The sequence below is a fragment of the Brevundimonas sp. VNH65 genome, from assembly GCF_049445955.1.
GTDB lineage: Bacteria > Pseudomonadota > Alphaproteobacteria > Caulobacterales > Caulobacteraceae > Brevundimonas.
Window position 1 is genome coordinate 99,102 of sequence record NZ_JBMSDX010000007.1, and the last position, 24,086, is coordinate 123,187.

The following is a 24,086-nucleotide window of genomic DNA, read 5'->3' on the forward strand; positions in this document are numbered from 1 at the left end:
GAACGAGCCCCTAGGGGCGAGTCGCCAGGGCGGCGGCCATCACGGGCGTGGCGGCGTTCGCTTCGACAGGCGCGGGGTCGCGGCGGTAGTCCAGACCGATACGCTGGTCCAGCTCCGCCAGCATCGCCTCGCCGCCATGGGTCTGGCAGCGCTTGTGGACGTAGTAGGCCCGGCCCTCGCGCACGAAGATCCAGGTCTTGCCGACGCCGCGTACCCGATCGTCACCCTGGCCCTGGACGTAGGTCTGGACATAGTGACGGACGATCGAGCTGCCCCGGGTCTGCATCGCCCCGACCAGTTCGACGCCGCGTCGGCCGTCCTTCAACGCCCGCATCTCGATCTCGGCCAGGCGGGCGGCGAGGTCGTTGGCCTGGGCCTGATCAAGCGCACGCTCCACGCGGCGGAAGGTGAAATCGCACTCGCCCGCCGCCTCGGCCTCGGGCGCGGCGCTCTCGGCATAGGTGAAACGGATGATGTCGTCGTCGGACACCGACAGGGCGGTCAAAACATATTCGGGACTTTCGACCGTCGAGGCGACGCCCTGGTCGATCGACAGGCCGTTGCCGCCGCGCCGAAGGATTCCGGCGTCGGTCGGCCAGACCACCGACGGCGCGGTCAGGGCTTCCTGTACCCTGGCGTTCGCCACCAGGCCCGGCGCGAGGCACGCCGCCGACAAGGCGGTCGCCATGACAATCGCCGATCGGAACCTGAACATGGGCCTTCCCCGCAGCCGAACTGTGTCGGCCATAGGTGACTGCACGCTGTGCGCGAGGACAAGCCGGTTCTCTCGTGAAGGGCGCGCGCCGGGCCCGAGTTCGCGCCGCGACGCGCAATTTAACGCTGTTCGGCGGACTGTGCGGGCTTCATAAATTCGACAGGGCTGCATCCGCCAGGGTTCGTCGCGGCCTCTGATCACCAGAGTTCCCGACAGATGAGGTCCCCCATGACGCCGATCGACCGGAAGGTCTCCGTTCTCGCCCTGATGGCCGCCCTGAGCGTGGTCGCGCTGCCGCGCCCCGCCCTCGCCCACGCCGCCCAACCCGCGCCGGCCGGCGCGGCGGCGACCCAGGCGCGGACCTATTCCGCCGCACAGTTCTTCGACACCACGAGCTACAGCCTGGCCTACGGCGGGCCGAAGACCTTCTCGCCGGACGGCCGATACGTGCTGATCAGTTCGGACAGGACGGGCGTGTTCAACGCCTATGCCCAGCCGGTGGCCGGCGGCGCGCCGGTCCAGCTGACCACCTCGACCACCAGCGCCGCGCGGGCGGTCAGCTATTTCCCGGCTGATGCGCGCATTCTGTTCACGCAGGACGGCGGGGGCGACGAACTGGATCACCTGTTCGTCCGCGCCGAGGACGGCAAGGTCACAGACCTGACCCCCGGCGAAAAGGAAAAAGCGGACTTCGTCGGCTGGAGCGACGACGGTGCGACGTTCTATGTCCTGTCGAACGGGCGTGATCCGGCCGCCTTCGACATCCTCGCCTATGACGCCACGACCTATGAGAAGCGCGTCGTGTTCCAGAACCCCGGCGGCTTCATGCCGGCCGCCCTGTCCCCCAATGGTCGCTGGCTGGTGCTGGACAAGGCCCTGACCAGCGCCAACAACGACCTCTATCTGGTCGATCTGGCCCAGACGGGCGAAGGCGGGGGCGGCGAGCCGAAGCTGCTGACCCCGCACGAGGGAAACGTGGCCTATACGGCCTATGATTTCACCCCGGACTCCAAGGCCGTGCTGATCGGCACGGACGAGAAGGGCGAGTTCCAGCAGGCGATCCGCCATGAGGTGGAGACCGGCCGGACGACCCCGCTGATCGCGGCCGACTGGGACGTCAGCTTCGTCTTCTATTCGCCGTCGGGACGGTATCGGGTGTCGGGTCTGAACGCCGACGCCAAGACCGAACTGACCCTGCTGGACACCACCACGAACCGTCCGGTCGCCCTGAGCGGCCTGCCGGACGGCGACATCGGCTCGGTCCGCTTTTCCGAAGACGAAGGCACGATCGCCTTCACCGTCGCCTCGGACACCTCACCGTCCGACATCTTCGTCGCCGACCTGACGACGGGCCGGGCCACCCGCCTGACCCATGCCCTCAATCCCGCCATCGACGAGGCCGATCTGGTCGAGGCGACCATCGTCCGCTACCCCGCCGAAGGCGGCGTGATGATCCCGGCGGTGCTCTACAAGCCCAAGGGCGCCTCCGCCGCCAATCCGGCGCCGGCGATCGTCCTGGTCCACGGCGGCCCCGGCGGACAGACCCGGCGCGGCTATTCGGCCATGGTCCAGCATCTGGTCAATCACGGCTATGCGGTGCTGGGCGCCAATAATCGCGGATCGTCCGGATACGGAAAGACCTTCTTCCACATGGACGACCGGAAGCATGGCGAGGCCGATCTGCGTGACATCGTCGCCGGCGGTCAGTGGCTGCGCGATCAGGACTGGGTCGCCGATGATCAGGTGGCGGTGATGGGCGGCTCCTACGGCGGCTATATGACCGCCGCCGCCCTGGCCTTTCACCCGGAAGCCTTTGAGGCCGGGGTCAATATCTTCGGCGTGACCAACTGGGTGCGGACCCTGGAGTCCATTCCGGCCTGGTGGGGCGCGCAACGACAGGCTCTGTTCGACGAGATGGGCGACCCGGCCACGGACGCCGAGCGGCACCGCCGCATCTCGCCGCTGTTCCACGCCTCCAACATCCGCCGGCCGATGCTGGTGGTCCAGGGCGCCAACGACCCGCGCGTGCTGCAGGTCGAAAGCGACGAGATCGTCGCCGCCGTCCGGGCCAACAATGTGCCGGTCGAATACGTGCTCTTCCCCAACGAGGGCCACGGCTTCACGCGCCGCGACAACCGCATCACCGCCCAGGAAGCCTATCTGAAGTTCCTCGACGAACATGTGAGGAGGTAGGAGGTCGGGCCTCAGCCAAAAGCCGTCGGCAGCCGGGCGCGCGCTGCGCGTCCGCCTATCGGCTTCGGAGTGTCACACTGGCGACATCGGCCCTCGCCGGGCGAAGCCGGCGTCGTGGCTGACCTCGGTCGCTGACCAGCCGTACTCGCCAAGAAGCTCGCGATGCCGGGCGAAGGGTGTCGTCATGAAGGCGCGCGACAGGTCGTTCAACGGCCCCAGGACGGTCTCGGCCTCCATGCGCCCCAGCCAGGCGAAAAGACGGGGCCAGCGGTCGGCGGACGGTTCGACTCCAACGACCTGGGCGTTCAAGAAGGCCGGGGCCAGGCTGAAGTCGGCGATCGACACCGCGCCGAACAGGAAGCCCTCGGCCGGGAGCTGACTTTCCAGATAGTCGAAAAGTTCGGGTGCCTCCTCGTCGCGCGCCTTTTCGATCAGGGCGCGTTCGGGCGGCTCTTTCAGAGTGCGCGGCTTGACCGCCATCTGGAAGAACAGCTTCCAGCCCAGGACGTCGAACAGTCGGGTGTCGGCGAACTCCTCGATCCAGCGGGCGCGGGCGCGCTGGACGGGATCGGACGGCCACAGCGCCGGCGCGGGCCGCGTCTCCTCCAGATACTGGACGATGATGCTGGAGTCGCAGAGGGTCAGGTCGCCCTCGATCCAGACCGGGATGCGTCGCAGCGGGCTGAGGGTTGAAAAGGCGTCGTCGCCCCGGAACGGGGTGATCGGATCGATCCGGACCTCGATCCCCTTCATCATGGAGACCGCCAGCACCTTACGGACATAGGGGGAGACCGGATTGCCGATGACGGTGACGGCAGCCGTCACCTCAGGCCGCCTCGTCCTTGGGCATGACGTCGGCGACCGTCGGACAGTCGGCGATGCGGCGGGTCTCGATGTCGCGGCGTTTGACGATCTCGCCGCAGCAGGAGCAGGCCAGTCGCGGCGTCAGTTCGGCGCCGCAGGTCTTGTGGCGGAAGCTGACGCCGGAATCGACGTCCGAGTACATGTGTTTGGAGCCCCAGCCGTGCAGGGTCAGCAGCACGTCGGAGAGGTCACGGCCCTTCTGGGTCAGGACATATTCATTGCGCGGCGGGCGTTCGGAATAGAGGCGCGGCTCCAGCACCCCGTGCTGGACCAGGCTTTTCAGGCGTGAGGCCAGGACATTGCGGGCGACGCCCAGCTGGTCCTGCCACTGTTCGAACCGGGTCGTCCCGTTGAAGGCGTCGCGGATGACCAGCAGGGTCCACGGATCGCCGATGACCTCCAGCGTCGCGGCGATGGTACAGCTTTGTTTGGAATAGTCTGCGGTGCGGCCCATGGGTGGAAAGTGACCTCGCGTCAGGCTTTTTTCAAGTGGGTTGCCAAACCGAACGCTCTAGGTCAGTCTTGTTTGGCAACGCACATCAGGCTCCCGGCTTGAAGCGCGCCTGCATTTCCTCGACTTCAGCGGGCGGGGCCGGTCTCCGCCCGCCCTTTTCCGACCCCGGCTTTCAGGCCTCGGACAACGACGCCAGGATGACGACATGACCGTGCAGACCCTGACCTCCGCCCTGGCGCTGATCCCGACCGAGCCGGCGTCGTTTTCGATCGAGATCGGCGGCGATTTCTCCAACGGGCGGATCTCCGCGCCACCCGAGAAGGGCTTTCCGTTCGGCGGTCTGCTGGCGGCCCTGATCGCCAGGGCGATGCGGGATGGGCTCGGCCTGAGCGCGCCGCTGCGCAGCCTGTCGATCCAGTATCTGGCGGCGCCCGTCTATGGCGCGCCGATCACATTGAAGCCGCGCCTGCTCAGGGGCGGACGCACCGTGGCGTTCACGGCGCTGGAGGTGCGGCAGGGCGAACGCCTGACCCATCAGGCGCAGGCCACCTGGGGCGCGGACGACGTGTCAGGGGAAACGGCCGAAATCATCGCTGCGCCGCCGCCGCTGGCGTCGCTGGATCCCGAACGGACGCTGTCGGGTCCCCTGGCTCCGCATTTCTCGCAACACGTCGAATATCGCTTCGAGACCGGTCCGAACCTGCTGCAGGGACGGGCGGGCGAAGCGGCCGTGGAGCGGCTGTGGATGCGGACGCGTGACGGTCTGCCGCTGGACATGGAGCGGCTCTGCTACCTGATGGACGCCCTGTATCCGCCGGCCTGGACGGCCGCGGCCCGGCCGCTGCGCATGGCGACCGTCGACCTGCGGTACGACATCGTCCGCGATCCGACGCCCGAGATCGCACCGGACGGCTGGGCCTTCTTCGAGTTTCGCCTGCAGGACCTGGGGCGGGGCTGGACCGTGGATGATCTGACGGTGCGCGGCGCGGACGGATCGCTGATCGCCCTGGGTCGTCAACGGCGCAAGGCCTCGCCGAGCCGGGCCGCCGGCGAGGGCTGACCCCCGCCCCTTGCATCGCCCGTCGCGACGGCCGATGTGGGCGCAAAGCGCGCGCCGACGCGACACCTGTGAGGACCACGCCATGACCGCCGTTCACGACCCCATCGTCATCTGCGCCTTCGCCCGCACGCCGATGGGCGGGTTCCAGGGGGCCCTGTCCGGGGTCAAGGCGACCGATCTGGGCGCCGCCGCAGTCAGGGCCGCCGTCGAGCGGGCGGGCGTCGCGCCGGAGAAGGTGGACCGCATCTATATGGGCTGCGTCCTGCCGGCTGGCCTCGGCCAGGCGCCGGCGCGTCAGGCGGCCCTCGGCGCGGGCCTGGGCCTGAATGTCGAGGCGACCACCGTCAACAAGATGTGCGGCTCGGGCCTGAAGGCGGTGATGATGGCCGCCGACGCCCTGTCGGCCGGATCGGCCGAGGTCATCGTCGCCGGCGGCATGGAGTCGATGACCGGCGCGCCGTATCTGATGAACAAGCACCGCGGCGGCGCCCGCATCGGCCATGACGTCATCGTAGACAGCATGATGATGGACGGGCTGGAGGACGCCTATACCCCCGGCAAACCCATGGGCGCCTTCGCCGAGGACGCCGCCCGGTCCTATCAGTTCACGCGCGAGGCCCAGGACGCCTATGCGATCGAGAGCCTGACCCGCGCCAACGCCGCTATCGCCTCGGGCGCGTTCGCCGCCGAAATCACGCCGGTCGAGGTGAAGACCCGCAAGGGCGTCGAGACCGTCGCCGTCGACGAACAGCCCGGCAAGGCCATGCCGGAGAAGATCCCTGGCCTGAAGCCCGCCTTCGACAAGGACGGCACCATCACCGCCGCCTCCTCGGCCTCGATCAGCGACGGCGCCGCCGCCCTGGTCCTGACGCGTGAGAGCGTGGCCCGGGCCCTGCACCTGCCGGTCATCGCGCGCATCGTCAGCCATGCCGCCCACGCCCATGAGCCCGGCCTGTTCACCACCGCCCCGGTCCCGGCCATGCAGAAGGCGCTGGACAAGGCCGGCTGGACCGTCGCCGACGTCGACCTGTGGGAGGTCAACGAGGCCTTCGCCGTCGTGCCGATGATCGCCATGCACGACCTGGGCATCGATCATGCGAAGCTGAACGTGAACGGCGGCGCCACAGCCCTGGGCCATCCCATCGGCGCCTCGGGCGCGCGCGTCCTGGCCACCCTGCTCGGCGCTCTCCAGGCGCGCGGCGGGACCAGGGGCGTGGCCAGCCTGTGCATCGGGGGCGGCGAGGCCGTGGCGCTGGCGGTCGAGCTGGCCTGAGGCCGATCCCCTCCTCCGCGCAGCGGAGAAGGAAGCCGTCGCCTAGATCCCCTGCACGATCTTTTCGATGCGGGCGGCGACGGCGTTCAGGGCTTCGGCGACGCCTTCACCGGCCGACGGGGAGGGCGTCGCATCCGCCGGCGCCGGGGCGGCGCCGAGGCGGGCCTCATGCAACTGATCCGCGAGCAGCAGGGCGGCCATGAGGAACAGGCGCAGGTCGCCGACCTGTCCCACGTCATCGGCCACGGCGCGAACCTGGGCGTCGAACTGTTTGCCGAGGATACGGACACGCTCCTCCTGGCCGTCGGCGCATCCGACGGAATAGGGACGGCCGTTCACCTCGACGCTGACGGTGGCCATCAGTCCTGCTCCTCGTGTTCCGCCGGACCCGACGACGACGACGTGTCGATGAGCCCGCGCAGGTGTTCGATGGCGCCGGACAAGGCCTCCGACGCCTCTCGCCCGGCCGCCTCCAGCTCCGCCACTCGCGCACGCAGGGCCGTCTCCGCGACCCCGGCCTCGACAGCGCCGGCGGAGGTCCCCGACGTCGTCGCGGGTATGGCGAACAGGTCGTCGTCGTCCGTCACGGGCCGGGTGACGGTCCGCGACTTCAAAGCTTCGATCCTGTGTTCGAGCGCCGACAAGGCCCGGTCGATCCGGGCGCGAGCGGCGGCGACGGCGTCCGACATGGTCCGCTCCTCCAGATTTCATATAGAACGCCTGGACGCGTCGGGGTAAAGCGGCGCCGCCCCGATTCATCAATTCGCCCCCAAGGCCTTCGCCCATGTCCGCTGTCAAGTCCGCCGCCAAGGCCACGCAAAAGCAGATGGCGGATGCTATCCGCGTCCTGGCCATGGACGGCGTCGAAAAGGCCAAGAGCGGCCACCCCGGCATGCCGATGGGCATGGCCGACGTGGCGACGGTGCTGTTCTCGAAGTTTCTGAAGTTCGACGCCTCCCGGCCGGACTGGGCCGACCGCGACCGCTTCATCCTGTCGGCGGGCCACGGCTCGATGCTGATCTACGCCCTGCTGCACCTGACCGGCTACAAGGCCGCGACCAGGGAGGAGCTGTCGAACTTCCGTCAATGGGGATCGAAGACGGCCGGCCACCCCGAGTACGGCCATATGCCGGGCGTCGAGGTGACCACGGGCCCCCTGGGCCAGGGGCTGGCCACCTCGGTCGGCTTCGCCATGGCCGAGCGGCATCTGGCCGCCAAATACGGCGCCGACCTGGTCGACCACCGCACCTGGGTGATCGCAGGGGACGGCTGTCTGATGGAGGGCGTGTCGCAGGAGGCGATCGCCCTGGCCGGCCGGCTGAAGCTGTCCCGGTTGACGGTCCTGTGGGACGACAACGACATCACCATCGACGGCAAGGTCGCCCTGTCCGACGCCACCGACCAGAAGGGCCGCTTCAAGGCCGCCGGCTGGGCGGTCAAGGCCGTGGACGGCCATGACATGGCGGCGATCAAGACCGCGCTGAAATGGGCGACGCGTCAGGACAAGCCGACCCTCATCGCCTGCAAGACGCAGATCGGCCGGGGCGCGGCCACCATGGCCGGCAGCCACAAGACCCATGGCGCGGCCCTCGGCGCGGCCGAGGTCGCCGCAACGCGTCTGGGACTGGCGTGGGACCATGATCCTTTCGAAATGCCCGACAACGTCCTGTCGGCCTGGCGCAAGGTCGGTCGCCAGGGCGCCAAGCATCGCAAGGCCTGGGAGGCCCGGCTGGCGGCGTCGCCGCAGGCCGCGGACTTCACCCGCGCCATGAAGGGCGACCTGCCGGACAACGCCTTCGACGGCTTGGACGCCAAGATCGCCGAACTGATCGAGACGAAGCCGGCCCAGGCGACGCGGCAGTCGTCGGGCGCCGCCCTGGAACAGGTGTTCGGCGCCGTGCCCGAACTGGTCGGCGGCTCGGCCGACCTGACCGGATCGAACAACACCTATGTGGCCGGCACGCCGATCCTGGACGCCCCGAACTATGAAGGGCGCTACGTCAACTACGGCATCCGCGAGTTCGGCATGGCGGCGGCGATGAACGGCCTGGCCCTGCACGGCGGGGTCATCCCCTATGGCGGCACCTTCATGGTGTTCTCGGACTACAGCCGTCCGGCCATCCGCCTCGGCGCCCTTATGGGTGTTCGGGTGGTTCACGTCCTGACGCACGACTCGATCGGTCTCGGCGAGGACGGCCCGACCCACCAGCCGGTCGAGCACCTGGCCGCCCTGCGCGCCATTCCGAACCTCAATGTCTTCCGCCCCGCCGACACGGTCGAGGCGATGGAGGCGTGGAAGATCGCGCTATCGTCCAGGACCACGCCGTCGGCCATGTGCCTGTCACGCCAGAAGACGGCGGCGGTGCGCGTCGAGGCCTCGAGCGAGAACCTGACGGCGAAAGGCGCCTATGAGCTGAAGGCGGCCAGCGGCGAGGCCAGGGCGACCCTGTTCGCCACCGGCACCGAGGTTCCCATCGCCCTGGCGGCGGCGGAACGACTGGAGGCCAACGACATCCCGACCCGGGTCGTCTCGGCCCCCTGCTTCGAACTGTTCTTCCAGCAGCCCAAGGCCTATCAGGACAGCGTCATCGGCCGCGGCACGGTGCGTGTCGCCGTCGAGGCCGCCGTGCAACAGGGGTGGGAGCGGTTCATCGGCGAGGACGGCGGCTTTGTCGGCATGACCGGCTTCGGCGCCTCCGCCCCGGCCGAGGTCCTGTACGAGAAGTTCGGCATCACCACCGAAGCCGTGGTCGCGGCGGTGAAGGCGCGGCTGTAACCGATGCGCCTCGGCACCCCCCTCTCGGACACCGCCATCCGCGTCATGCTGCTCGGCGCGGGCGAACTGGGCAAGGAGGTGGCCATCGAGCTGCAGCGGCTGGGCGTCGAGGTCATTGCCGTCGATCGCTATCCCAACGCCCCGGCCATGCAGGTGGCGCACCGCAGCCACGTCATCCCCATGACCGACGCCCAGGTGTTGAACGGGGTCATCCTGGCCGAGGCGCCGCACATCATCGTGCCGGAGATCGAGGCCATCGCCACCGAAGTGCTCGCCGAGATTGAGGCGGCCGGACTGGCGCGGGTCATTCCCACGGCGCGGGCGACCCAGCTGACCATGAACCGCGAGGGCATCCGGCGTCTCGCGGCCGAGGCGTTGGGCCTGCCCACAAGTCCCTTCGCCTTCGCCGGATCTGCCGAGGAGCTGGCGGCGGGCGCCGAAGCCGTCGGCTATCCCTGCTTCGTCAAGCCGGTGATGTCGTCGTCAGGCAAGGGCCAGTCGTTCGTGGAAGCGCCTGAAGAGATCGCCGACGCCTGGGCCCATGCCGAGGCCTCGGGCCGGGTCGCGGGCGGCCGGGTCATCGTCGAGGGCCGGATCGACTTCGATTTCGAGATCACCCTGCTGACCGTCCGTTCCCTGGACGCCGATGGGCAGGTCCGCACGGATTTTTGCGCCCCGATCGGCCATCGCCAGGTCAAGGGCGACTATGTCGAGAGCTGGCAGCCCCAGGCCATGACCGAGGCCGCCCTGGCCTCGGCCCGGGATATCGCCGGAAAGGTGACGGAGGCGCTCGGCGGCCTCGGCGTGTTCGGGGTGGAGCTGTTCGTGAAGGGCGATCAGGTCTGGTTTTCCGAAGTCTCACCCCGCCCGCATGACACCGGACTGGTCACCCTGGCCACCCAGACGATGAGCGAGTTCGCCCTGCACGCCCGCGCCATCCTGGGTCTGCCCGTGGACGTGAGCCAGCGCGAGCCGGGCGCCAGCGCCGTCATCTATGGCGGGATGGAAGCCCACGGCGTGGCCTTCGAAGGCCTGGCCCAGGCCCTGTCGGTGCCGACGGCCGACCTGCGCCTGTTCGGCAAGCCGGAAGCCTTTGAGCGCCGCCGCATGGGCGTGGCGACGGCGCGCGGCGCCGATGTCGATCAGGCCCGAGAAAGAGCGCGCGAGGCGTCAGCCCGGGTTCGCGTCGTCCGCGACTAACCGTGGCTGTTTGAGCAGGGCGGCGGCTGCGGCCTCGACCACCGGATCGACGCCGCGTCGCAGGTCGGCGGCGTTCAGGGCGACCTCATGATCCGGCGTGACGCCGACCCCCTCCAGCACGGCGCCGCGACCGGAGCGGAACGCCCGCACCCCGATGCCCAGTTCGCCGCCGTCCGGCAGGACGACATCGCGGGATGCGACGACGGCGCCTCGCGTCCTGTCGCCGAACAGCCGCCCGCGCCCGGTCTCCTGCATGGTGGCGGCGAAGACCTCCGCCCCGCTGGCCGAGGCCCCGGAAATGAGAACAGCGACCGGTCCGTCATACCCGCGCCGCCAGGGGCGGGTCCGGTCCGGCAGACGCGGCAGATAGCCGTACTCGACATAGGCATAGGGCTGACGCTCGGCGAAGAAGGGGGACAGGGTCGCGCCCACCGCCCGCAACAGCCCGCCGCCGTTATCCCGCAAATCCACGATGATGCCCGGCGGCGGATCTTCGACGAGCTCCCGCATCCGGGCCAGGAACCAGTCGCGCGTGGCCGGGGCGAAATAGTCGAACGACAGGATCACTACGCCGTCGGCGCGGCGCTCCATGTCGCCCAGATGCGGCGGGAGGTCGACTTCCGGTAGGATCACGGTCCGGGATTGGTCGTCGGCGTCCGTGAAGATCAGTTCGTGTTCGGGTTGGCTCTTTGAGGACAGGCCTTCGCTTATGGGCTGGCCATCGATGCTTTCCAGCCGCCAGCCGCGCTGGATCTTGCCGGCCGCCGGGGCGTCGGCGCGCACCTCGGTGACGATGTATTGGCCGTCCACCACCCGCATGCCGAAGCCGATGACGGGCCGAGCCTCGCGACGATCCCGCAGCCGCTCGCGATAGCGGGTCGGGGTCACGGCTGTGGTGTGGGGATCCTTCAGCAGATCCAGCGTGGCGTTCAGCGCGCCATAGAAGCTTGCGTCGTCCGGTTGAGCCACGGCCGCGGCGCGCCGCTCCGCCGTCTCGCCCGCCCAATCGACACCGCCGAAATCCCGCTTGTAGAACCGCCGGGTCACCCAGCGCACGGCGGCGTCGTAGGTGCGGGCGTTCAGCGCCTCACGCGCGGGAGAAGCGTCGGCGACCTCCACCACGGGAGGCGTCGTCCTGTCGTCGGCGTAGGGCAGTGTCTGACATGCCGAAAGGGCGATCGCCAGGCCGGCGAGCAGCGTCCGCCCCACCGCCTGGCGCAACCTCGGGCATATCGGAAAGGCCAAGGCTATGACCCTTGGTCGGCGACGCCGGCCGAGGCGCCGACGGGCGCCTGTTCGGATGTGGCCAGCAGGCTCAGGGCGGCTTCCAGCGCAGGGTCGCGACCGGCACGGCGATCAGCGGGCGTCGTCTCCGCGAGGATGTCAGGCGTCACCCCCCGCTTTTCGAGCCGGACGCCGGCGGTGGTGACGAAATCGGCCCGACTGAGCGTCAGCCGACCTCCATCGGGAAGGTCGGTGTCGCGCGAGATCAGCACGGCCCCCGGCGACCGCGCGCCCACCACGATCGCCCGCCCCGCCTCCTGAAGCGCGGCCGGCGTCAGCTCAGCGGCGCTGCGGCTGGATCCGTCGATGAGCACGGCGAGACCGTTGGGCGCCGGCCGGCCCAGGGAGCCGCAGCCCGGGCGCACGCGCAGGGTCGCCGCCTGACCGGATCGGGTCGTGCGCACGGCCCAGGCCGTCCGATGCGGAAGGAAGCAGGACAGGACGGCGTCCGCCTCGCTGAGCAGGCCGCCCGGATTGGCGCGCAGGTCCAGAACCACCTCGGTGGCGGCGGGGAGGTTCGCAAGCTGTGCGCCCATCCACTCTCCCAGACCGCTTTCGAACTGTTCGATACGCAGCACCAGGACATCGGGGCGCGACCGGTCCGCAGAAAACAGGGGAACCGGCTCCATGACGCGCGGCCGGATCACCGCTGTCCGCACCGCGCCCGAGGCATCGGTGAAGGCGAGTTCGATCGGCTGGTCTTCCACCACCGGATCGGCGACCGTCCAGGGGCGTTCCGTCGTCGGCGGCAGCAGCCGCCAGCCGGGCTCGACGCCCGCCGCCTCCGCCGGAGAGCCCGGCCGCACACGTTCGACGCCGAATTGTTCGCCGTCCCGGGCGTAGAAGGTCAGGCCCAGAACCGCGCGACGGGTCCGGGCGTCCGCCTGATTCCGCACAGAGGCCGGCGACGCCGCGACCGCATGGCTGTCATCCAGCAAGGCCAGCATCCGCCCGAGCACGCGATACAGGGCCGCATCATCGGTCGCCACGAGGGCCTGGGGGCGGAAAGTCGACCGCGCCGCGACCCAGTCCACGCCGTGCAGGCCGGGGTCGTAGTAGCCGCGCCGAACCTCGTTCCAGACCTTGTCGAACACCTGTTGATTGAGCCGCGTCCGTTCGACGGAGGGGACGGGCGTCGGTTCCGGCGTCGAGACGACCACAAGCGTCGTCGCCTCGGCGGCGCCGACCCCCGGCGCGAGGCAGACGGCGACGGCCCCGGCGATAGCCGGGGCCGCGACCAGCGTGCGAAGGCTTCTGAGGAACGCCAGGACCAGGGACATGCGGACGATATTAGCGCCCCCGGCCCCACGCTCCAGTCCCCGTCACACCGATCCTGAAACGGACAGCGCAGAACTTCGTGATCGACCGCGTGGTCAATCCTCGCTCGGCCGTTCGATACGACGGGTGAAGACGTGGACATTGGAGCCCGGCCCATGTTCGCCGGCCTCGAGGGCTCCGGACGCGTCCTTGTCCATGCGGCGGAAGGCGTCACGCAGCGGCGCCAGAAACTCCTCTTCGGAGACCTTGCCGTCCTTGTCCTTGTCGAGATCGGCCGGCCCGCCAGGAACGCCCTCTCCGCCCAGGATCATCGCGCCGCCCGGCCCGCCCGGACGGCGCAGGGTGAACCGCATCGGGCCGCCGTCCGGCCCGCCTTCGCCACGGCCGATGATGGTGACCTCGCGCTCGCCCGGCCCGTCGGGCCCGCCAAGGAACATGGCGCGGGGGCCGCCAGCCCGTCCGCCGAGGACCAGCGGAGCTCCATTTCCGCCCCCTCCGCCGAGGATGGTGCGCGCCAGGGACCGGCCCTCGGTCATTTCGTCCCGCGAGATCCGGCCGTCATTGTCCTTGTCGAGGACGCGGAAGGCCTCTGTGGTCGGGCCGACATATTCATCGCGCGAGACAAAGCCGTCGCCGTCCTTGTCGAGGCGGGGAAACGCGCCGGTCCAGGTCATGCCGGGGCCGCCGCCGTCGGCGGTCACGATACGGACCTCCCGGCGGACCTCGGGGTCGGACGCCGCCGGAGCCTCGGCGGACAATGCGGCGGCGAGCGAAAGGGCGATGATCATGGGCGGTCTCCTCCGTTGAACCGAAGCCAGCAATCGCAGCCCCGCCTTGCATGGGTGTTTCAGGACGGGCGTCATTTGTTTCAGGGATGAAATGACGGCGCCGCGAGAGATCGCCATAAGGCAAAGATGAACGCTGAACTTTCCGCCCGCATTCTGGTGGTCGATGACGATCCCGGCATTCGCGAGGTGTTGTGCGACTATCTGGCTCAGCACGGCTTTCAGGCGTCCGGCGCGGCGTCAGCGGCCGAGATGGATCGCGCCCTGCAGGCCGGTCAGATCGACCTGATCGTGCTGGACCTGATGATGCCGGGCGAGGATGGACTGTCGGTCGTGCGGCGCCTGGGCGGAAAGGGTCCGCCCGTGATCATGCTCAGCGCGATGGGCGAGGAAACGGACCGGATCGTCGGTCTGGAGCTCGGGGCGGACGACTACCTGGCCAAGCCCTGCAATCCGCGCGAGTTGCTGGCGCGCGTCCGGGCCGTTCTGCGCCGTCCGCGCGAGGACGCCGAGATCGACAGTCCGCCCACCCTGCGTTTCGCGGGCTGGCGACTGGACCTCGTCCGTCGCGAACTCACCCGACCGGACGGCATGATGGTGGGACTGTCCGGCGGCGAATTCAGCCTGCTGCGCGCCCTGGTCGAACGTCCCGGCCGTGTCCTGACCCGCGATCAGTTGCTGGAGGCCGCGCGCGGCGTCGAGGCCGACGTCTTCGACCGCGCCATGGACGTCCAGATCAGCCGCCTGAGAAAAAAGCTCGATGACGGCTCGGGCGTCGATCTGATCCAGACCGTGCGCGGCGAGGGCTATCTGTTCGACGCCAAGGTCACGCGTCGATGACGCGCGACGTCCGCCCGGGCGGTTTCGGGGGCATGCCCGTGCTGGCCTCGGTCGCGGCCCTTGCGGCGTTGGCGGTCATCATGACCCAGGCCGTCGCCTTTCTGGTTCTGCTCCTGGCGCCCGAGCCGCGTCCGTCAGGGTACAGCCTGCGCGCCGCCGCCGAAGCCTTGCAGGGGCGGCCGGCGCAGAGCGGCGACGGCCGGGACATCCGCCGCAAGATCGGCTCCACCCCCATTGCACCGACCGACGCCCAGGCCGCCGATCCCCTGGCCGCCACCCTGCGAATGGCCCTGGCCCAGCGGCTGGACGCGCCGCCCGAGGCGATCCGGGTCCGGGTGGAGCGTCGCCGTCCTCCCGGCGCCCTTTTCCGCGAACGCCGACCGCCGCCGCCCATGGGCGAAACCCGATCGACCAGCTTCGTCTTCGTTCGCCGAAATGACGGCGCGCCGGTCGAGGGGGCGACGCCGGCGGACGGCGCGGCGTCGCCTGCCCCATTGCGCCAGGGCGACGACGCGGATCCGTCGGCGCAGCCCCGCGTCCTGATGCTTCCCCCCGGCGCCGGCGGACTGGGTCCGGGCCGGATCACCGTCGACACGACCACGCGTCAGTTCACGGTTCTGGCCGACCGCGTGACTTTCGACCCTTTTTCGGCCTCGCTGAAGTTGCCGGACGGTCGCTGGGCCACGATCGAGCCGCCGCGCGACCTGATCGCGCCGTGGCAGAGGCGCATTCTGCTGTCGATGCTGCTGTCGATGCTCATTCTGGCGCCGGTCGTCTGGCTTCTGGCCCGGCGGATCACGCGCCCGATCCGCGCCTTCGCCCAGGCGGCCGAACGCCTTGGGGACGATCCGGACGCCGAACCGCTTCAGGCCCGGGGCCCCCGCGAAGTCCGTACAGCCATCAGCGCCTTCAACGAGATGCAGGGGTCAATCCGCGGCCATATCCACAGGCGCACCCAGACCGTCGCCGCCATCGCTCACGATCTCCGCACCCCGCTGACCCGGCTGCGTTTTCGAGCCGAGCAGGCCCCTGGACACCTCCGCGACCGCATGGCGGCCGACATCGAGGAGATGGACGCCCTGATCGGTCAGGCCATGGCCTATGTGTGCGGTGAGACCCCGCCCGAGCGTCTGGAACGGCTGGATCTGAACGTGCTCGCGGGCGCCTGCGCCTCGGGATTCGCCGAAATCGGTCAGCCGGTGACCTTCTCCGGACGCTCGACGCTGCCGGTCACCGGCGATGCGGCGGGGCTGAAGCGGGCGATCGACAACCTGATCGAGAACGCCGTCAAATTCGGCGGCGCCGCGCGCGTGTCGGCCGCCGCCGAGCAGGGCCAGGCGATCGTGACGGTCGACGACGACGGGCCGGGGCTTGACGCGGGCGAACTGACGGCCGTCCTGGAACCGTTCGTACGCGGCGAGCAGTCGCGAAATCGCGCGACCGGGGGCGCCGGCCTCGGGCTGGCGGTGGCGCGCCAGGCGGCGCGGGCCTCAGGCGGCGAACTGACGCTGGCGAACCGGCCCGAGGGCGGCCTGCGCGCCCGGCTGAGCCTGCCCCTGGTCGCCGAGACCTAGGCGGCGACGTCCAGCGTCACAGTCGATCATTCTATGTGACCCTGGCGGGGTTGATCCCGGCGTTCCGGCGTTCCATTGAAGCCGGCAACGATAACACGCCTGCTCAGGAGACCTCCCGTCATGACTGTCCGCGTCGCCATCAACGGTTTCGGCCGCATCGGCCGCCTCGTGCTCCGCTCGATCGTCGAGCACGGCCGCACCGACATCGAGGTCGTGGCGATCAACGACCTGGGTCCGGTGGAGACCAACGCCCATCTGTTCCGTTATGACAGCGTCCACGGCCGCTTTCCCGGCACGGTGACGTCGGGCGAGGACTGGATCGACGTCGGCACGGGCAAGATCAAGGTCACGGCCGAGCGCGATCCGGCCAAGCTGCCGCATGCGGACCTGGGCGTCGACATCGCGTTCGAGTGCACCGGCATCTTCACATCCAAGGACAAGGCCTCGGCCCACCTGACCGCCGGCGCCAAGCGCGTCCTGGTCTCGGCCCCCGCCGACGGCGCGGACAAGACCATCGTCTTCAAGGTCAACCACGACACCCTGACCGCCGACGACATCGTCGTGTCCAACGGCTCGTGCACCACCAACGCCCTGGCCCCCGTCGCCAAGGTGCTGAACGACCTGTTCGGCATCGAGCGCGGCTATATGACCACCATCCACGCCTACACCGGCGACCAGCCGACGCTGGATACGATGCACAAGGACCTGTACCGCGCCCGCGCCGCCGGCCTGTCGATGATCCCGACCTCGACCGGCGCCGCCAAGGCCCTGGGCCTGGTCCTGCCGGAACTGAAGGGCAAGCTGGACGGCTCCTCGATCCGCGTCCCGACCCCGAACGTCTCGGTCGTCGATCTGAAGGTCGTCGCCGGTCGTGAAGTGACGGTGGACGAGATCAACGCCGCCCTCAAGGCCGCCGCCGAAGGCCCGATGAAGGGCGTTCTGGCCGTCACGACCGATCCGGTCGTGTCGTCCGACCTGAACCATATCGCCGCCTCGTCCACCGCCGCCCTGCCCCAGACCCAGGTCGTCGACGGCAAGCTGGCCCGCGTTCTCAGCTGGTACGACAACGAATGGGGTTTCGCGACCCGCATGTCGGACACGGCGCTGGCGATGGCGAAGTTCCTCTAGAGATAACGTCTCCTCCCTATCGCCGCTTGGCGATGGGGAGGGGGACCGCGAAGCGGTGGAGGGGTTCTGTCCGCCGCACTCATTCGGGGTGAAGAACCCCTCCGTCACGGCGCAAGCGCGCCGCGCCACCTCCCCATCGCTACGCGACAGGGAGGAGACAGGAGAACGACCATGACCTTCCGCACCCTCGACGACGCCAAGGATCTCGCAGGCAAGACCGCCCTGGTCCGTGTGGATTTCAACGTGCCGATGGAGGACGGGAAGGTCACGGACGACACCCGTCTGCGGGTCGCGGTGCCGACCATCAACCGGCTGCGGGACGCCGGCGCCAAGGTGGCGCTGCTGGCCCACTTCGACCGGCCCAAGGGCCAGCGCGTGCCGTCCATGAGCCTGAAGCCCGTCGTCGAGGCGCTGGAAAACGTGCTGGGCGCCCCCGTCCGTTTCGCCGAGGACTGCGTCGGACCGGACTCGGTCGAGGCGATCCGCGATCTGGACGCCGGGGGCGTGGTCCTCTTGGAAAACGTCCGCTTCCATGCGGCGGAAGAGGCCAATGATCCGGTCTTCGCCCAGAAGCTGGCGGATCTGGGCGACCTCTACGTCAACGACGCCTTCTCGGCGGCCCACCGCGCCCACGCCTCGACCGAGGGGGTGGCGCGCCACCTGCCCGCCTATGCGGGCGAATCCATGCGACGCGAGCTGGAGGCCCTGGATGCGGCGCTCGGAAATCCGGTCAAGCCGGTCATCGGCATCGTCGGCGGGGCCAAGGTCTCGACCAAGCTGGACCTGCTGAAGAACCTGGTCGGCAAGCTGGACCGCCTGGCCATCGGCGGCGGCATGGCCAACACCTTCCTGTTCGCGCAAGGCGTCGATATCGGCGGCTCCCTGGCTGAGCGCGACATGGCCGAAACCGCCCGGGACATCCTCGCCGAGGCCGAGGCGAAGGGCTGCGAGATCCTTTTGCCGATCGACGTGGTGGTGGCCACCGAGGTCAAGCCCGGCGCCGAGACCCGCACTGTCCTGGCGCGTGAAGAGATCGGCGATGACGAGAAGATCCTCGACGCCGGTCCCCTGACCGTCGAGAAACTCATCAAGGCCATGACGCTGTCGAAGACCCTGATCTGGAATGGGCCGCTGGGCGTGTTCGAGGTGCCGCCGTTCGATGTGGCGACCGTCAAGGCCGCCCGCGCCGCCGGTGATTTCGCCAAGGCCGGCATTCTCACTGCGGTCGCAGGCGGAGGCGACACGGTGGCGGCGATGCACCACGCCGGGGTGACCGGCGATCTCACCTTCGTCTCCACGGCCGGCGGCGCCTTCCTGGAATGGATGGAGGGCAAGCCCCTGCCCGGCGTCGAGGCCCTGAAGGCCTGACCTAGCCCCGCGTCCGGCCCCCGTTCTCGGCGTTGGTGCAGTCGGGCGACGCGCCGGTCGCGACCGTGCCGCAGCGCGGCGCGCAGTCGTCCGACCGGCGGCAAAGGTCGTCCGTGTCGCCCAGGTCGATTCCGGTGCAGGCGGCGAGACCGGACAGGCAGACGATCAGGACAAGACGACGCATGGTGCGTCCTTTCGATAGACGGTGGCCCGGCGGTCTAGCCGCACAGCAGCGCACGCCGCGACTGTCTGTTCCTGACCCCGTCCCTGCTCCTGCGCGTTACATCCGGCCTGTTACATCGCGTGACTTCGACCGCGCCCTCGGCTAAAGCGGTCGCAAAACATATACGGCTCAGGGGACTACACGATGGCGCGCATCACGCTGCGACAGCTGCTGGATCATGCGGCGGAGAACGACTACGGCCTGCCGGCCTACAACATCAACAATATGGAACAGGGTCTGGCGATCATGGAGGCGGCCCATGAGGTCAACGCCCCGGTCATCATCCAGGCCTCGCGCGGCGCCCGCAACTACGCCAACGACATCGTCCTGGCCAAGCTGATCGACGCCCTGGCTGAACTGTATCCGCACATCCCGGTCTGTATGCACCAGGACCACGGCAACGGCCCGGCGACCTGCGCCACCGCCATCCAGTACGGTTTCACCTCGGTGATGATGGACGGCTCGCTGGAAGAGGACGCCAAGACCCCCGCCAGCTATGAGTACAATGTCGAGGTCACCCGCCGCGTGACGGAGATGGCCCACAGCTGCGGCGTCTCGGTCGAGGGCGAACTGGGCGTTCTGGGCTCGTTGGAGACCGGCATGGGCGAGGCCGAGGACGGTCACGGCTTCGAGGGCAAGCTGGATCATTCGCAACTGCTGACCGACCCCGATCAGGCCGTCGATTTCGTGAAGGCCACCAAGGTGGACGCCCTTGCCATCGCCATGGGCACCAGCCACGGCGCCTACAAGTTCACGCGCCAGCCCGACGGCGACGTCCTGGCCATGAATGTGATTGAGGAGATTCATCGCCGCCTGCCCGACACCCACCTGGTCATGCACGGCTCGTCCTCGGTGCCGCAGGACCTGCAGGACATCATCAACCAGTACGGCGGCCAGATGCCCCAGACCTGGGGCGTGCCGGTCGAGGAAATCCAGCGCGGCATCAAGCACGGCGTGCGCAAGGTCAACATCGACACCGACAACCGCATGGCCATCACCGGCGCCATCCGCAAGGTGCTGGCCGAAAAGCCGGGCGAGTTCGATCCGCGCGCCTATCTGAAGCCCGCCAAGGAAGCCATGCGCGCCCTGTGCAGGGAACGCTATCTCCAGTTCGGCTGTGAAGGCCAGGCGTCTAAGATCAAACCCCTGTCCACCGCCCAGATGGCCAAACGCTATGCGTCGGGCGAGCTGAACCCGCATTTCGGCGCGGCGGCCGTCAAGGCGGCCTGAGGATCTCCACCGCGCCCGCCTTCGGCTATCCGCCGTAGGTTGGGATGAAACGGTTGGCCACGGCGTCGGCGTCGCGTTTGGCGACGTCGGCCTCGCCCTGAAGCCGCGCGACCTCGCTCAGCTGGCGGTCGCGGTCGATACGCAGATTGCGGACCCGCATTCGGATGGCGGCGATCTGTTCATCCGTCAGGCCTTCGGTCGCCAGCAGGTCCTCCTGAGCGCGAACATCGATGGCCAGTCGGTCGGCTTCGTTCTGCGCCGCGATCACGCGGTTCTGCAGTTCCGTCGCATGGCTTCGCGCATCATACACCAGCCGGCCGTCCGCCACCGCCAGCATGAAGTCCGGCTCCAGGTCGGGCGCACAGTAACCCTGGTTGTATCGTCCTCCGCGCCGTCCCATGGCGAAGCCGCTGGCCGGTCGGCACCAGACACGACGCCCCTGGATATGGCCCGCGTGATAGGCGTCGGCGTCCGGCGTGATCCCGTGCTCGACGCAGGCCTTCACATGGTCGTCCAGACGGCCGCTGCCTCGCCCGGCCGCAGCGTCACGATAACCCTGGGCGTTCCAGTCGGCCGCCACGCACTGAGCCTGGTCCAGACTGGGCTTCGGCGTCGCGCAGGCGACAAGCAACACGCCTGCCCCCATCATCATCATTACAGCGGTCACGCCTCGCATCATCGTCCTCCCCCCGTCCGCAGTTCGGCTTCGCGCATGGCCGAGCACATGTCGCCCTTCGCTTCCTGACGATGGAGCATGCTAAGGAACCGCCGTGTCCGACCCCGATCTGATCGATGACGACGAAGGCGTCGCCGAGGTGCTGCAGGCGTCCGTGGATGCGCCGGGCGTCCGGCTGGACAAGGCCCTGGCTGCCGCCTTTCCCCGTCTGTCACGCGCGCGCCTCCAGACCCTTCTGGCCGAAGGCGCCGTCACCCGCGACGGTCTGACTGTCAGGAGCGGCTCGGAGAAGGCGACGCCGGGCCTGTATGTCGTCGCCCTGCCGCCCGTCGTCCCTGCCGCCCCGACGCCTCAGTCCATTCCCTTGGCGGTCCTGTTCGAGGATGACGATCTGATCGTCATCGACAAGCCCGCCGGCATGGCTGCTCATCCGGCGCCCGGCACGCCGGACGGCACCCTGGTCAACGCCCTGCTGGCCCATTGCGGCGACAGCCTGTCGGGCATCGGGGGCGTGGCGCGGCCGGGCATCGTTCATCGACTGGACAAGGACACCTCGGGCGTCATGGTCGCGGCCAAGTCCGATCGCGCCCACGCGGGCCTGTCGGCCCTGTTCGCCACCCACGACATCGAGCGCACCTATGTGGCCCTGACGCGCGGCGCGCCTTCTCCCGACCGCGACCGGATCGTCACCCGCATCGGTCGCTCGCCACACGACCGGAAGAAGATGGCTGTGCTGAAAGCCGGCGGCCGCGAGGCTGTCACCGACTATCGCGTGGAGCGAAAATTCGCTGTCCCGGCCAAGGCGGGCGCGGCGCCTCTCGCCGCCCGCGTCGCCTGCACCCTGCACACCGGCCGAACCCACCAGATCCGCGTGCACATGGCTTCGAAGGGCGCGCCCCTGCTGGGGGATCCCGTCTATGGCTCGGGCGCCCCGGCCCAGGTCGTGCGCGCGGCGATCGAGCAAGCCGGCCTGACACGCCAGGCGCTGCATGCCGCCGTGCTGGGCTTCATCCACCCCGTGACCGGCCAGGCCTTGCGCTTCGAGACAGAACCGCCTGAGGATATGCAGACGCTGGAGAGGCTGCTCTCCGACCTGTGACGGAAATTTCCCCATGACCGACGACCTTGATCCGGACATTCGCGACAACGCCGAACTGAAGCGCTACGAGCTGACCGTCGACGGCGAGATGGCTGTGGTCACCTACAATCTTTCGCCGCCCAATCTCATGATCACCGAGACGCTCGTGCCCGTGCCGCTCGAAGGCAAGGGACTGGCCAGCCGACTGGCGAGACACGTCCTGGCCGACGCGAAGGCGCGCGGCCTGGTTCTCCTGCCCGTCTGCCCCTTCTTCTCGGCTTATCTGAAGAAGCACCCGGAACACGCCGAACAGGTGCATCCGACCTATCGGGGCATCCTGGGGATCTGATCCTCAGTCGATCCGGGTCACCCGCACCGCCATCCATTTCCGCCCCGGCAAGGCGATCGTCGGACGCGCCGGGTCGCGGAAGAAGTATTTGGTGTCTTCCCGCTTCTGCATGACGAACGCGCCTTCGATCGGCGTGATGGTCATGTTCCAGGTGTCCAGCACCTCGATGCGGAACCGCTCGCCGCCGGACAGTTCGTCGCGCGGCAGATCGACGGCCCATTCGGTCGGCGCCTCGTCCCCGAAGTAGCGCAGATAGTGGCGACCCGCGACGCCGCCCAGCCTCTGCTCCCACCACTTGTCGATGGGGTCTATGCCCGGTGTCGGCCCGGCGTCCATGACCGCCTTCAGGAAGGCCAGACGCGGCCAGCTTTCGCCGCGCAGCTCACCGCCTTCGCCCAGCCAGAAGCCGCCCGCCGTTCCGCCTGGCTTGGGGAAACACTCCGAATGGCCGACATAGGTCCCGCCGACCAGCCCGTGCCAGAACGCCCGCACCATCTCCGGCCCTGTCAGGTCGCCCCACCGCTCCTCCAGGTTGCCCTCGTAGCAGACCTCGTCGAACACCACCGGCTTCTTCCAGACGCTGCGATAGGTCTCGGCCCGCACGTCATCCAGCACGGCCGAGCCGTTCTGGATGCTGGAATGGGTCACCCACGGCTTGCCGTTGTCGTAGTAGCGTCGCCAGTTGTGGATCGACCTCAGCCGACCATGCGGATCGGCGTCGCGCACGACCTGGAACAGCCGGTCCCAGTCCTCGTCCGTCTTTGACTTCAGGATGTCGAACTCATTGGCCATCGACCACCAGACGTTCCGATAGGCGGACAGGCGCGCCACGACATAGCGCAGATAACGGGCGTCCTCTTCCGGCGTCATTTCATCGAAGCCGTGCCGGCCGTCATAGGGATGGAACAGGATGACATCGGCCTGCACGCCCTGGGCGCCCAGAGCCCGCACACAGTCGTCCAGCCGCTGGAAGAAGGCCGGGTTGAACCGCGCCAGGTCGTGATCCCGATCCCCCGGTCCGGTCCGCTCATAGGGATGCAAGGCCTCGTTGCTCGCTACAGAGGTGTTGGGAAACACCAGCATGCGGATCTTGTTGAAGGCGGTCTTCTTCAACGTCTCCAGGGTCTGACGTCGCCGCGCCTCGGGCTGATGCGGCCAGCCATAGCTGGTCGTGCCGACCTGCCGGAACGGCGTCCCATCGGCATGGGCGAAGTGATAGCCGGCGACGACTTCGACCGGCCCGTGGTTTCCGGATGAAGGCTCGACCACCTCAAACCGCCCCTGGCGACCGTTCAGCGCCGCCAGATCGCTCTCGGTCCGCCAGGTCCACGTCCCCGTTTCCGGTGGACTGAACCGCACGCGAAACACCGAACCGCCGTCGTGGAAGCCGGCGACAGCCATGGTCGTCGCACCATTCGAGAAGCGGGCCGTCACCTGGACGTCGAACGGATTGTCGGGACTGGGGGCTTCGAACATCAGTTCCGCGACACCCCAACGCTCGATCTCGTTTGACCGACCTTGGCTTGCGCCGCCGACGCCAGACGCCGCTCCCGCCGCCATCGCTCCGCTCGCGACCAACGCCCCTCGGCGCGTCAAACCCCGTCCCATCACCCTCTCCTGCCCGGCCTTGTCTACCGGTGTCATAGAGACGCCGACCTATCAACCAAAAGGTCGCCGAGGTGCATCTTGAAAAAAGACTTACCTGCCCCATATCGTTGCGTGATCGCGGCGGGACGGC

At 68.9% G+C, this 24,086-nt stretch carries 23 protein-coding genes; 12 read left to right on the forward strand and 11 right to left on the reverse strand.

Going from position 1 to position 24,086, the window contains the following annotated elements; all coding sequences use genetic code 11:
* Positions 1-10 precede the first annotated feature (10 nt).
* On the reverse strand, positions 11-688 hold the full coding sequence (locus ACO2Q1_RS12135; RefSeq protein ID WP_423329728.1) for a hypothetical protein: 678 nt from the start codon (positions 686-688) through the stop codon (positions 11-13).
* 255 nt (positions 689-943) lie between these two features.
* Between ACO2Q1_RS12135 and ACO2Q1_RS12140 the strand changes: the two genes are divergently transcribed.
* Positions 944-2,908: an alpha/beta fold hydrolase gene (locus ACO2Q1_RS12140; protein ID WP_423329729.1), complete on the forward strand. Its 1,965-nt coding sequence runs from the start codon at positions 944-946 to the stop codon at positions 2,906-2,908.
* Between the two features lie 72 nt (positions 2,909-2,980).
* Here ACO2Q1_RS12140 and ACO2Q1_RS12145 read toward each other — a convergent pair whose 3' ends face one another.
* Positions 2,981-3,733, reverse strand: coding sequence for a glutathione S-transferase family protein (locus ACO2Q1_RS12145; RefSeq protein WP_423329730.1), 753 nt, complete (start codon positions 3,731-3,733; stop codon positions 2,981-2,983).
* Between the two features lies 1 nt (position 3,734).
* Positions 3,735-4,226, reverse strand: coding sequence for a winged helix-turn-helix transcriptional regulator (locus ACO2Q1_RS12150; RefSeq protein WP_423329731.1), 492 nt, complete (start codon positions 4,224-4,226; stop codon positions 3,735-3,737).
* Positions 4,227-4,431: 205 nt separating this feature from the next.
* Between ACO2Q1_RS12150 and ACO2Q1_RS12155 the strand changes: the two genes are divergently transcribed.
* Positions 4,432-5,286, forward strand: coding sequence for an acyl-CoA thioesterase (locus ACO2Q1_RS12155; RefSeq protein ID WP_423329732.1), 855 nt, complete (start codon positions 4,432-4,434; stop codon positions 5,284-5,286).
* An 82-nt stretch (positions 5,287-5,368) separates the two neighbouring features.
* A complete protein-coding gene (locus ACO2Q1_RS12160) occupies positions 5,369-6,559 on the forward strand; it encodes an acetyl-CoA C-acyltransferase (protein ID WP_423329733.1) in 1,191 nt (396 codons plus the stop codon).
* 42 nt (positions 6,560-6,601) lie between these two features.
* Here the strand turns inward: ACO2Q1_RS12160 and zapA are convergent, their stop codons facing one another.
* A complete protein-coding gene (zapA, locus tag ACO2Q1_RS12165) occupies positions 6,602-6,919 on the reverse strand; it encodes a cell division protein ZapA (RefSeq protein ID WP_423329734.1) in 318 nt (105 codons plus the stop codon).
* Entirely contained in the window at positions 6,919-7,248 is a 330-nt protein-coding gene (locus ACO2Q1_RS12170; RefSeq protein WP_423329735.1) for a hypothetical protein, read from the reverse strand. Before ACO2Q1_RS12170 ends, zapA begins: the two co-directional genes overlap by 1 nt.
* Before the next feature lie 95 nt (positions 7,249-7,343).
* Here ACO2Q1_RS12170 and tkt point away from each other — a divergent pair, with 95 nt between their 5' ends.
* Positions 7,344-9,335: a transketolase gene (gene tkt, locus ACO2Q1_RS12175; RefSeq protein WP_423329736.1), complete on the forward strand. Its 1,992-nt coding sequence runs from the start codon at positions 7,344-7,346 to the stop codon at positions 9,333-9,335.
* A gap of 3 nt (positions 9,336-9,338) precedes the next feature.
* A complete protein-coding gene (purT, locus tag ACO2Q1_RS12180) occupies positions 9,339-10,535 on the forward strand; it encodes a formate-dependent phosphoribosylglycinamide formyltransferase (protein WP_423329737.1) in 1,197 nt (398 codons plus the stop codon).
* Here the strand turns inward: purT and ACO2Q1_RS12185 are convergent.
* From ACO2Q1_RS12185 to ACO2Q1_RS12195, 3 genes are all read right to left on the reverse strand, one after another.
* The gene (locus ACO2Q1_RS12185) at positions 10,506-11,780 is read right to left on the reverse strand and encodes a S41 family peptidase (RefSeq protein WP_423329738.1); all 1,275 of its coding nucleotides are present in this window, start codon (positions 11,778-11,780) and stop codon (positions 10,506-10,508) included. The two genes, purT and ACO2Q1_RS12185, sit on opposite strands and share 30 nt — an antisense overlap.
* Positions 11,781-11,782: 2 nt before the next feature.
* Positions 11,783-13,099, reverse strand: coding sequence for a S41 family peptidase (locus tag ACO2Q1_RS12190; RefSeq protein WP_423329739.1), 1,317 nt, complete (start codon positions 13,097-13,099; stop codon positions 11,783-11,785).
* Positions 13,100-13,192: 93 nt separating this feature from the next.
* Positions 13,193-13,885 (reverse strand): hypothetical protein, encoded by a 693-nt coding sequence (locus ACO2Q1_RS12195; protein ID WP_423329740.1) that lies wholly within the window; start codon positions 13,883-13,885, stop codon positions 13,193-13,195.
* A gap of 126 nt (positions 13,886-14,011) precedes the next feature.
* On the opposite strand from ACO2Q1_RS12195, the gene ACO2Q1_RS12200 reads away from it, so the two are divergent.
* The 4 genes from ACO2Q1_RS12200 to ACO2Q1_RS12215 all read left to right on the forward strand — a co-directional run bounded on the left by ACO2Q1_RS12200 (position 14,012) and on the right by ACO2Q1_RS12215 (position 18,792).
* Positions 14,012-14,722: a response regulator gene (locus ACO2Q1_RS12200; RefSeq protein WP_423329741.1), complete on the forward strand. Its 711-nt coding sequence runs from the start codon at positions 14,012-14,014 to the stop codon at positions 14,720-14,722.
* Positions 14,719-16,296 carry an ATP-binding protein gene (locus ACO2Q1_RS12205; protein ID WP_423329742.1) on the forward strand — a complete coding sequence of 526 codons (1,578 nt, stop codon included), beginning with the start codon at positions 14,719-14,721 and terminating at the stop codon, positions 16,294-16,296. The genes ACO2Q1_RS12200 and ACO2Q1_RS12205 overlap by 4 nt, the downstream gene beginning before the upstream one ends.
* 120 nt (positions 16,297-16,416) lie before the next feature.
* Positions 16,417-17,424, forward strand: a complete 1,008-nt coding sequence (gap, locus tag ACO2Q1_RS12210; protein ID WP_423329743.1) for a type I glyceraldehyde-3-phosphate dehydrogenase — start codon at positions 16,417-16,419, stop codon at positions 17,422-17,424.
* A gap of 171 nt (positions 17,425-17,595) precedes the next feature.
* Complete coding sequence (locus tag ACO2Q1_RS12215; protein WP_423329744.1) at positions 17,596-18,792, forward strand: phosphoglycerate kinase; 1,197 nt, start codon at positions 17,596-17,598, stop codon at positions 18,790-18,792.
* A gap of 1 nt (position 18,793) precedes the next feature.
* On the opposite strand, the gene ACO2Q1_RS12220 is transcribed toward ACO2Q1_RS12215, so the two are convergent.
* Entirely contained in the window at positions 18,794-18,976 is a 183-nt protein-coding gene (locus ACO2Q1_RS12220) for a hypothetical protein (RefSeq protein WP_423329745.1), read from the reverse strand.
* A gap of 183 nt (positions 18,977-19,159) precedes the next feature.
* Here ACO2Q1_RS12220 and fba point away from each other — a divergent pair, with 183 nt between their 5' ends.
* Complete coding sequence (fba, locus tag ACO2Q1_RS12225) at positions 19,160-20,245, forward strand: class II fructose-bisphosphate aldolase (protein WP_423329746.1); 1,086 nt, start codon at positions 19,160-19,162, stop codon at positions 20,243-20,245.
* Positions 20,246-20,270: 25 nt separating this feature from the next.
* On the opposite strand, the gene ACO2Q1_RS12230 is transcribed toward fba, so the two are convergent.
* Positions 20,271-20,912, reverse strand: a complete 642-nt coding sequence (locus ACO2Q1_RS12230) for a DUF2799 domain-containing protein (RefSeq protein WP_423329747.1) — start codon at positions 20,910-20,912, stop codon at positions 20,271-20,273.
* 103 nt (positions 20,913-21,015) lie between these two features.
* On the opposite strand from ACO2Q1_RS12230, the gene ACO2Q1_RS12235 reads away from it, so the two are divergent.
* A complete protein-coding gene (locus ACO2Q1_RS12235; protein ID WP_423329748.1) occupies positions 21,016-22,020 on the forward strand; it encodes an RluA family pseudouridine synthase in 1,005 nt (334 codons plus the stop codon).
* Positions 22,021-22,033: 13 nt separating this feature from the next.
* Entirely contained in the window at positions 22,034-22,348 is a 315-nt protein-coding gene (locus ACO2Q1_RS12240; protein ID WP_423329749.1) for a GNAT family N-acetyltransferase, read from the forward strand.
* A 3-nt stretch (positions 22,349-22,351) separates the two neighbouring features.
* On the opposite strand, the gene ACO2Q1_RS12245 is transcribed toward ACO2Q1_RS12240, so the two are convergent.
* Positions 22,352-23,992: a DUF5605 domain-containing protein gene (locus ACO2Q1_RS12245; RefSeq protein ID WP_423329750.1), complete on the reverse strand. Its 1,641-nt coding sequence runs from the start codon at positions 23,990-23,992 to the stop codon at positions 22,352-22,354.
* Positions 23,993-24,086: the final 94 nt, after the last annotated feature.

Bases quoted from the DNA above. Each gene is read 5' to 3' on its own strand.
- ACO2Q1_RS12160 (WP_423329733.1), top strand. From the start codon at position 5,369: ATGACCGCCGTTCACGACCCCATCGTCATCTGCGCCTTCGCCCGCACG.
- ACO2Q1_RS12245 (WP_423329750.1), bottom strand. From the start codon at position 23,992: ATGACACCGGTAGACAAGGCCGGGCAGGAGAGGGTGATGGGACGGGGT.
- zapA (WP_423329734.1), bottom strand. From the start codon at position 6,919: ATGGCCACCGTCAGCGTCGAGGTGAACGGCCGTCCCTATTCCGTCGGA.
- ACO2Q1_RS12155 (WP_423329732.1), top strand. From the start codon at position 4,432: ATGACCGTGCAGACCCTGACCTCCGCCCTGGCGCTGATCCCGACCGAG.
- purT (WP_423329737.1), top strand. From the start codon at position 9,339: ATGCGCCTCGGCACCCCCCTCTCGGACACCGCCATCCGCGTCATGCTG.
- ACO2Q1_RS12150 (WP_423329731.1), bottom strand. From the start codon at position 4,226: ATGGGCCGCACCGCAGACTATTCCAAACAAAGCTGTACCATCGCCGCG.
- ACO2Q1_RS12195 (WP_423329740.1), bottom strand. From the start codon at position 13,885: ATGATCATCGCCCTTTCGCTCGCCGCCGCATTGTCCGCCGAGGCTCCG.
- ACO2Q1_RS12135 (WP_423329728.1), bottom strand. From the start codon at position 688: ATGGCGACCGCCTTGTCGGCGGCGTGCCTCGCGCCGGGCCTGGTGGCG.
- ACO2Q1_RS12220 (WP_423329745.1), bottom strand. From the start codon at position 18,976: ATGCGTCGTCTTGTCCTGATCGTCTGCCTGTCCGGTCTCGCCGCCTGC.
- tkt (WP_423329736.1), top strand. From the start codon at position 7,344: ATGTCCGCTGTCAAGTCCGCCGCCAAGGCCACGCAAAAGCAGATGGCG.
- ACO2Q1_RS12240 (WP_423329749.1), top strand. From the start codon at position 22,034: ATGACCGACGACCTTGATCCGGACATTCGCGACAACGCCGAACTGAAG.
- ACO2Q1_RS12140 (WP_423329729.1), top strand. From the start codon at position 944: ATGACGCCGATCGACCGGAAGGTCTCCGTTCTCGCCCTGATGGCCGCC.
- ACO2Q1_RS12205 (WP_423329742.1), top strand. From the start codon at position 14,719: ATGACGCGCGACGTCCGCCCGGGCGGTTTCGGGGGCATGCCCGTGCTG.
- ACO2Q1_RS12170 (WP_423329735.1), bottom strand. From the start codon at position 7,248: ATGTCGGACGCCGTCGCCGCCGCTCGCGCCCGGATCGACCGGGCCTTG.
- ACO2Q1_RS12190 (WP_423329739.1), bottom strand. From the start codon at position 13,099: ATGTCCCTGGTCCTGGCGTTCCTCAGAAGCCTTCGCACGCTGGTCGCG.
- ACO2Q1_RS12215 (WP_423329744.1), top strand. From the start codon at position 17,596: ATGACCTTCCGCACCCTCGACGACGCCAAGGATCTCGCAGGCAAGACC.
- fba (WP_423329746.1), top strand. From the start codon at position 19,160: ATGGCGCGCATCACGCTGCGACAGCTGCTGGATCATGCGGCGGAGAAC.
- gap (WP_423329743.1), top strand. From the start codon at position 16,417: ATGACTGTCCGCGTCGCCATCAACGGTTTCGGCCGCATCGGCCGCCTC.
- ACO2Q1_RS12200 (WP_423329741.1), top strand. From the start codon at position 14,012: ATGAACGCTGAACTTTCCGCCCGCATTCTGGTGGTCGATGACGATCCC.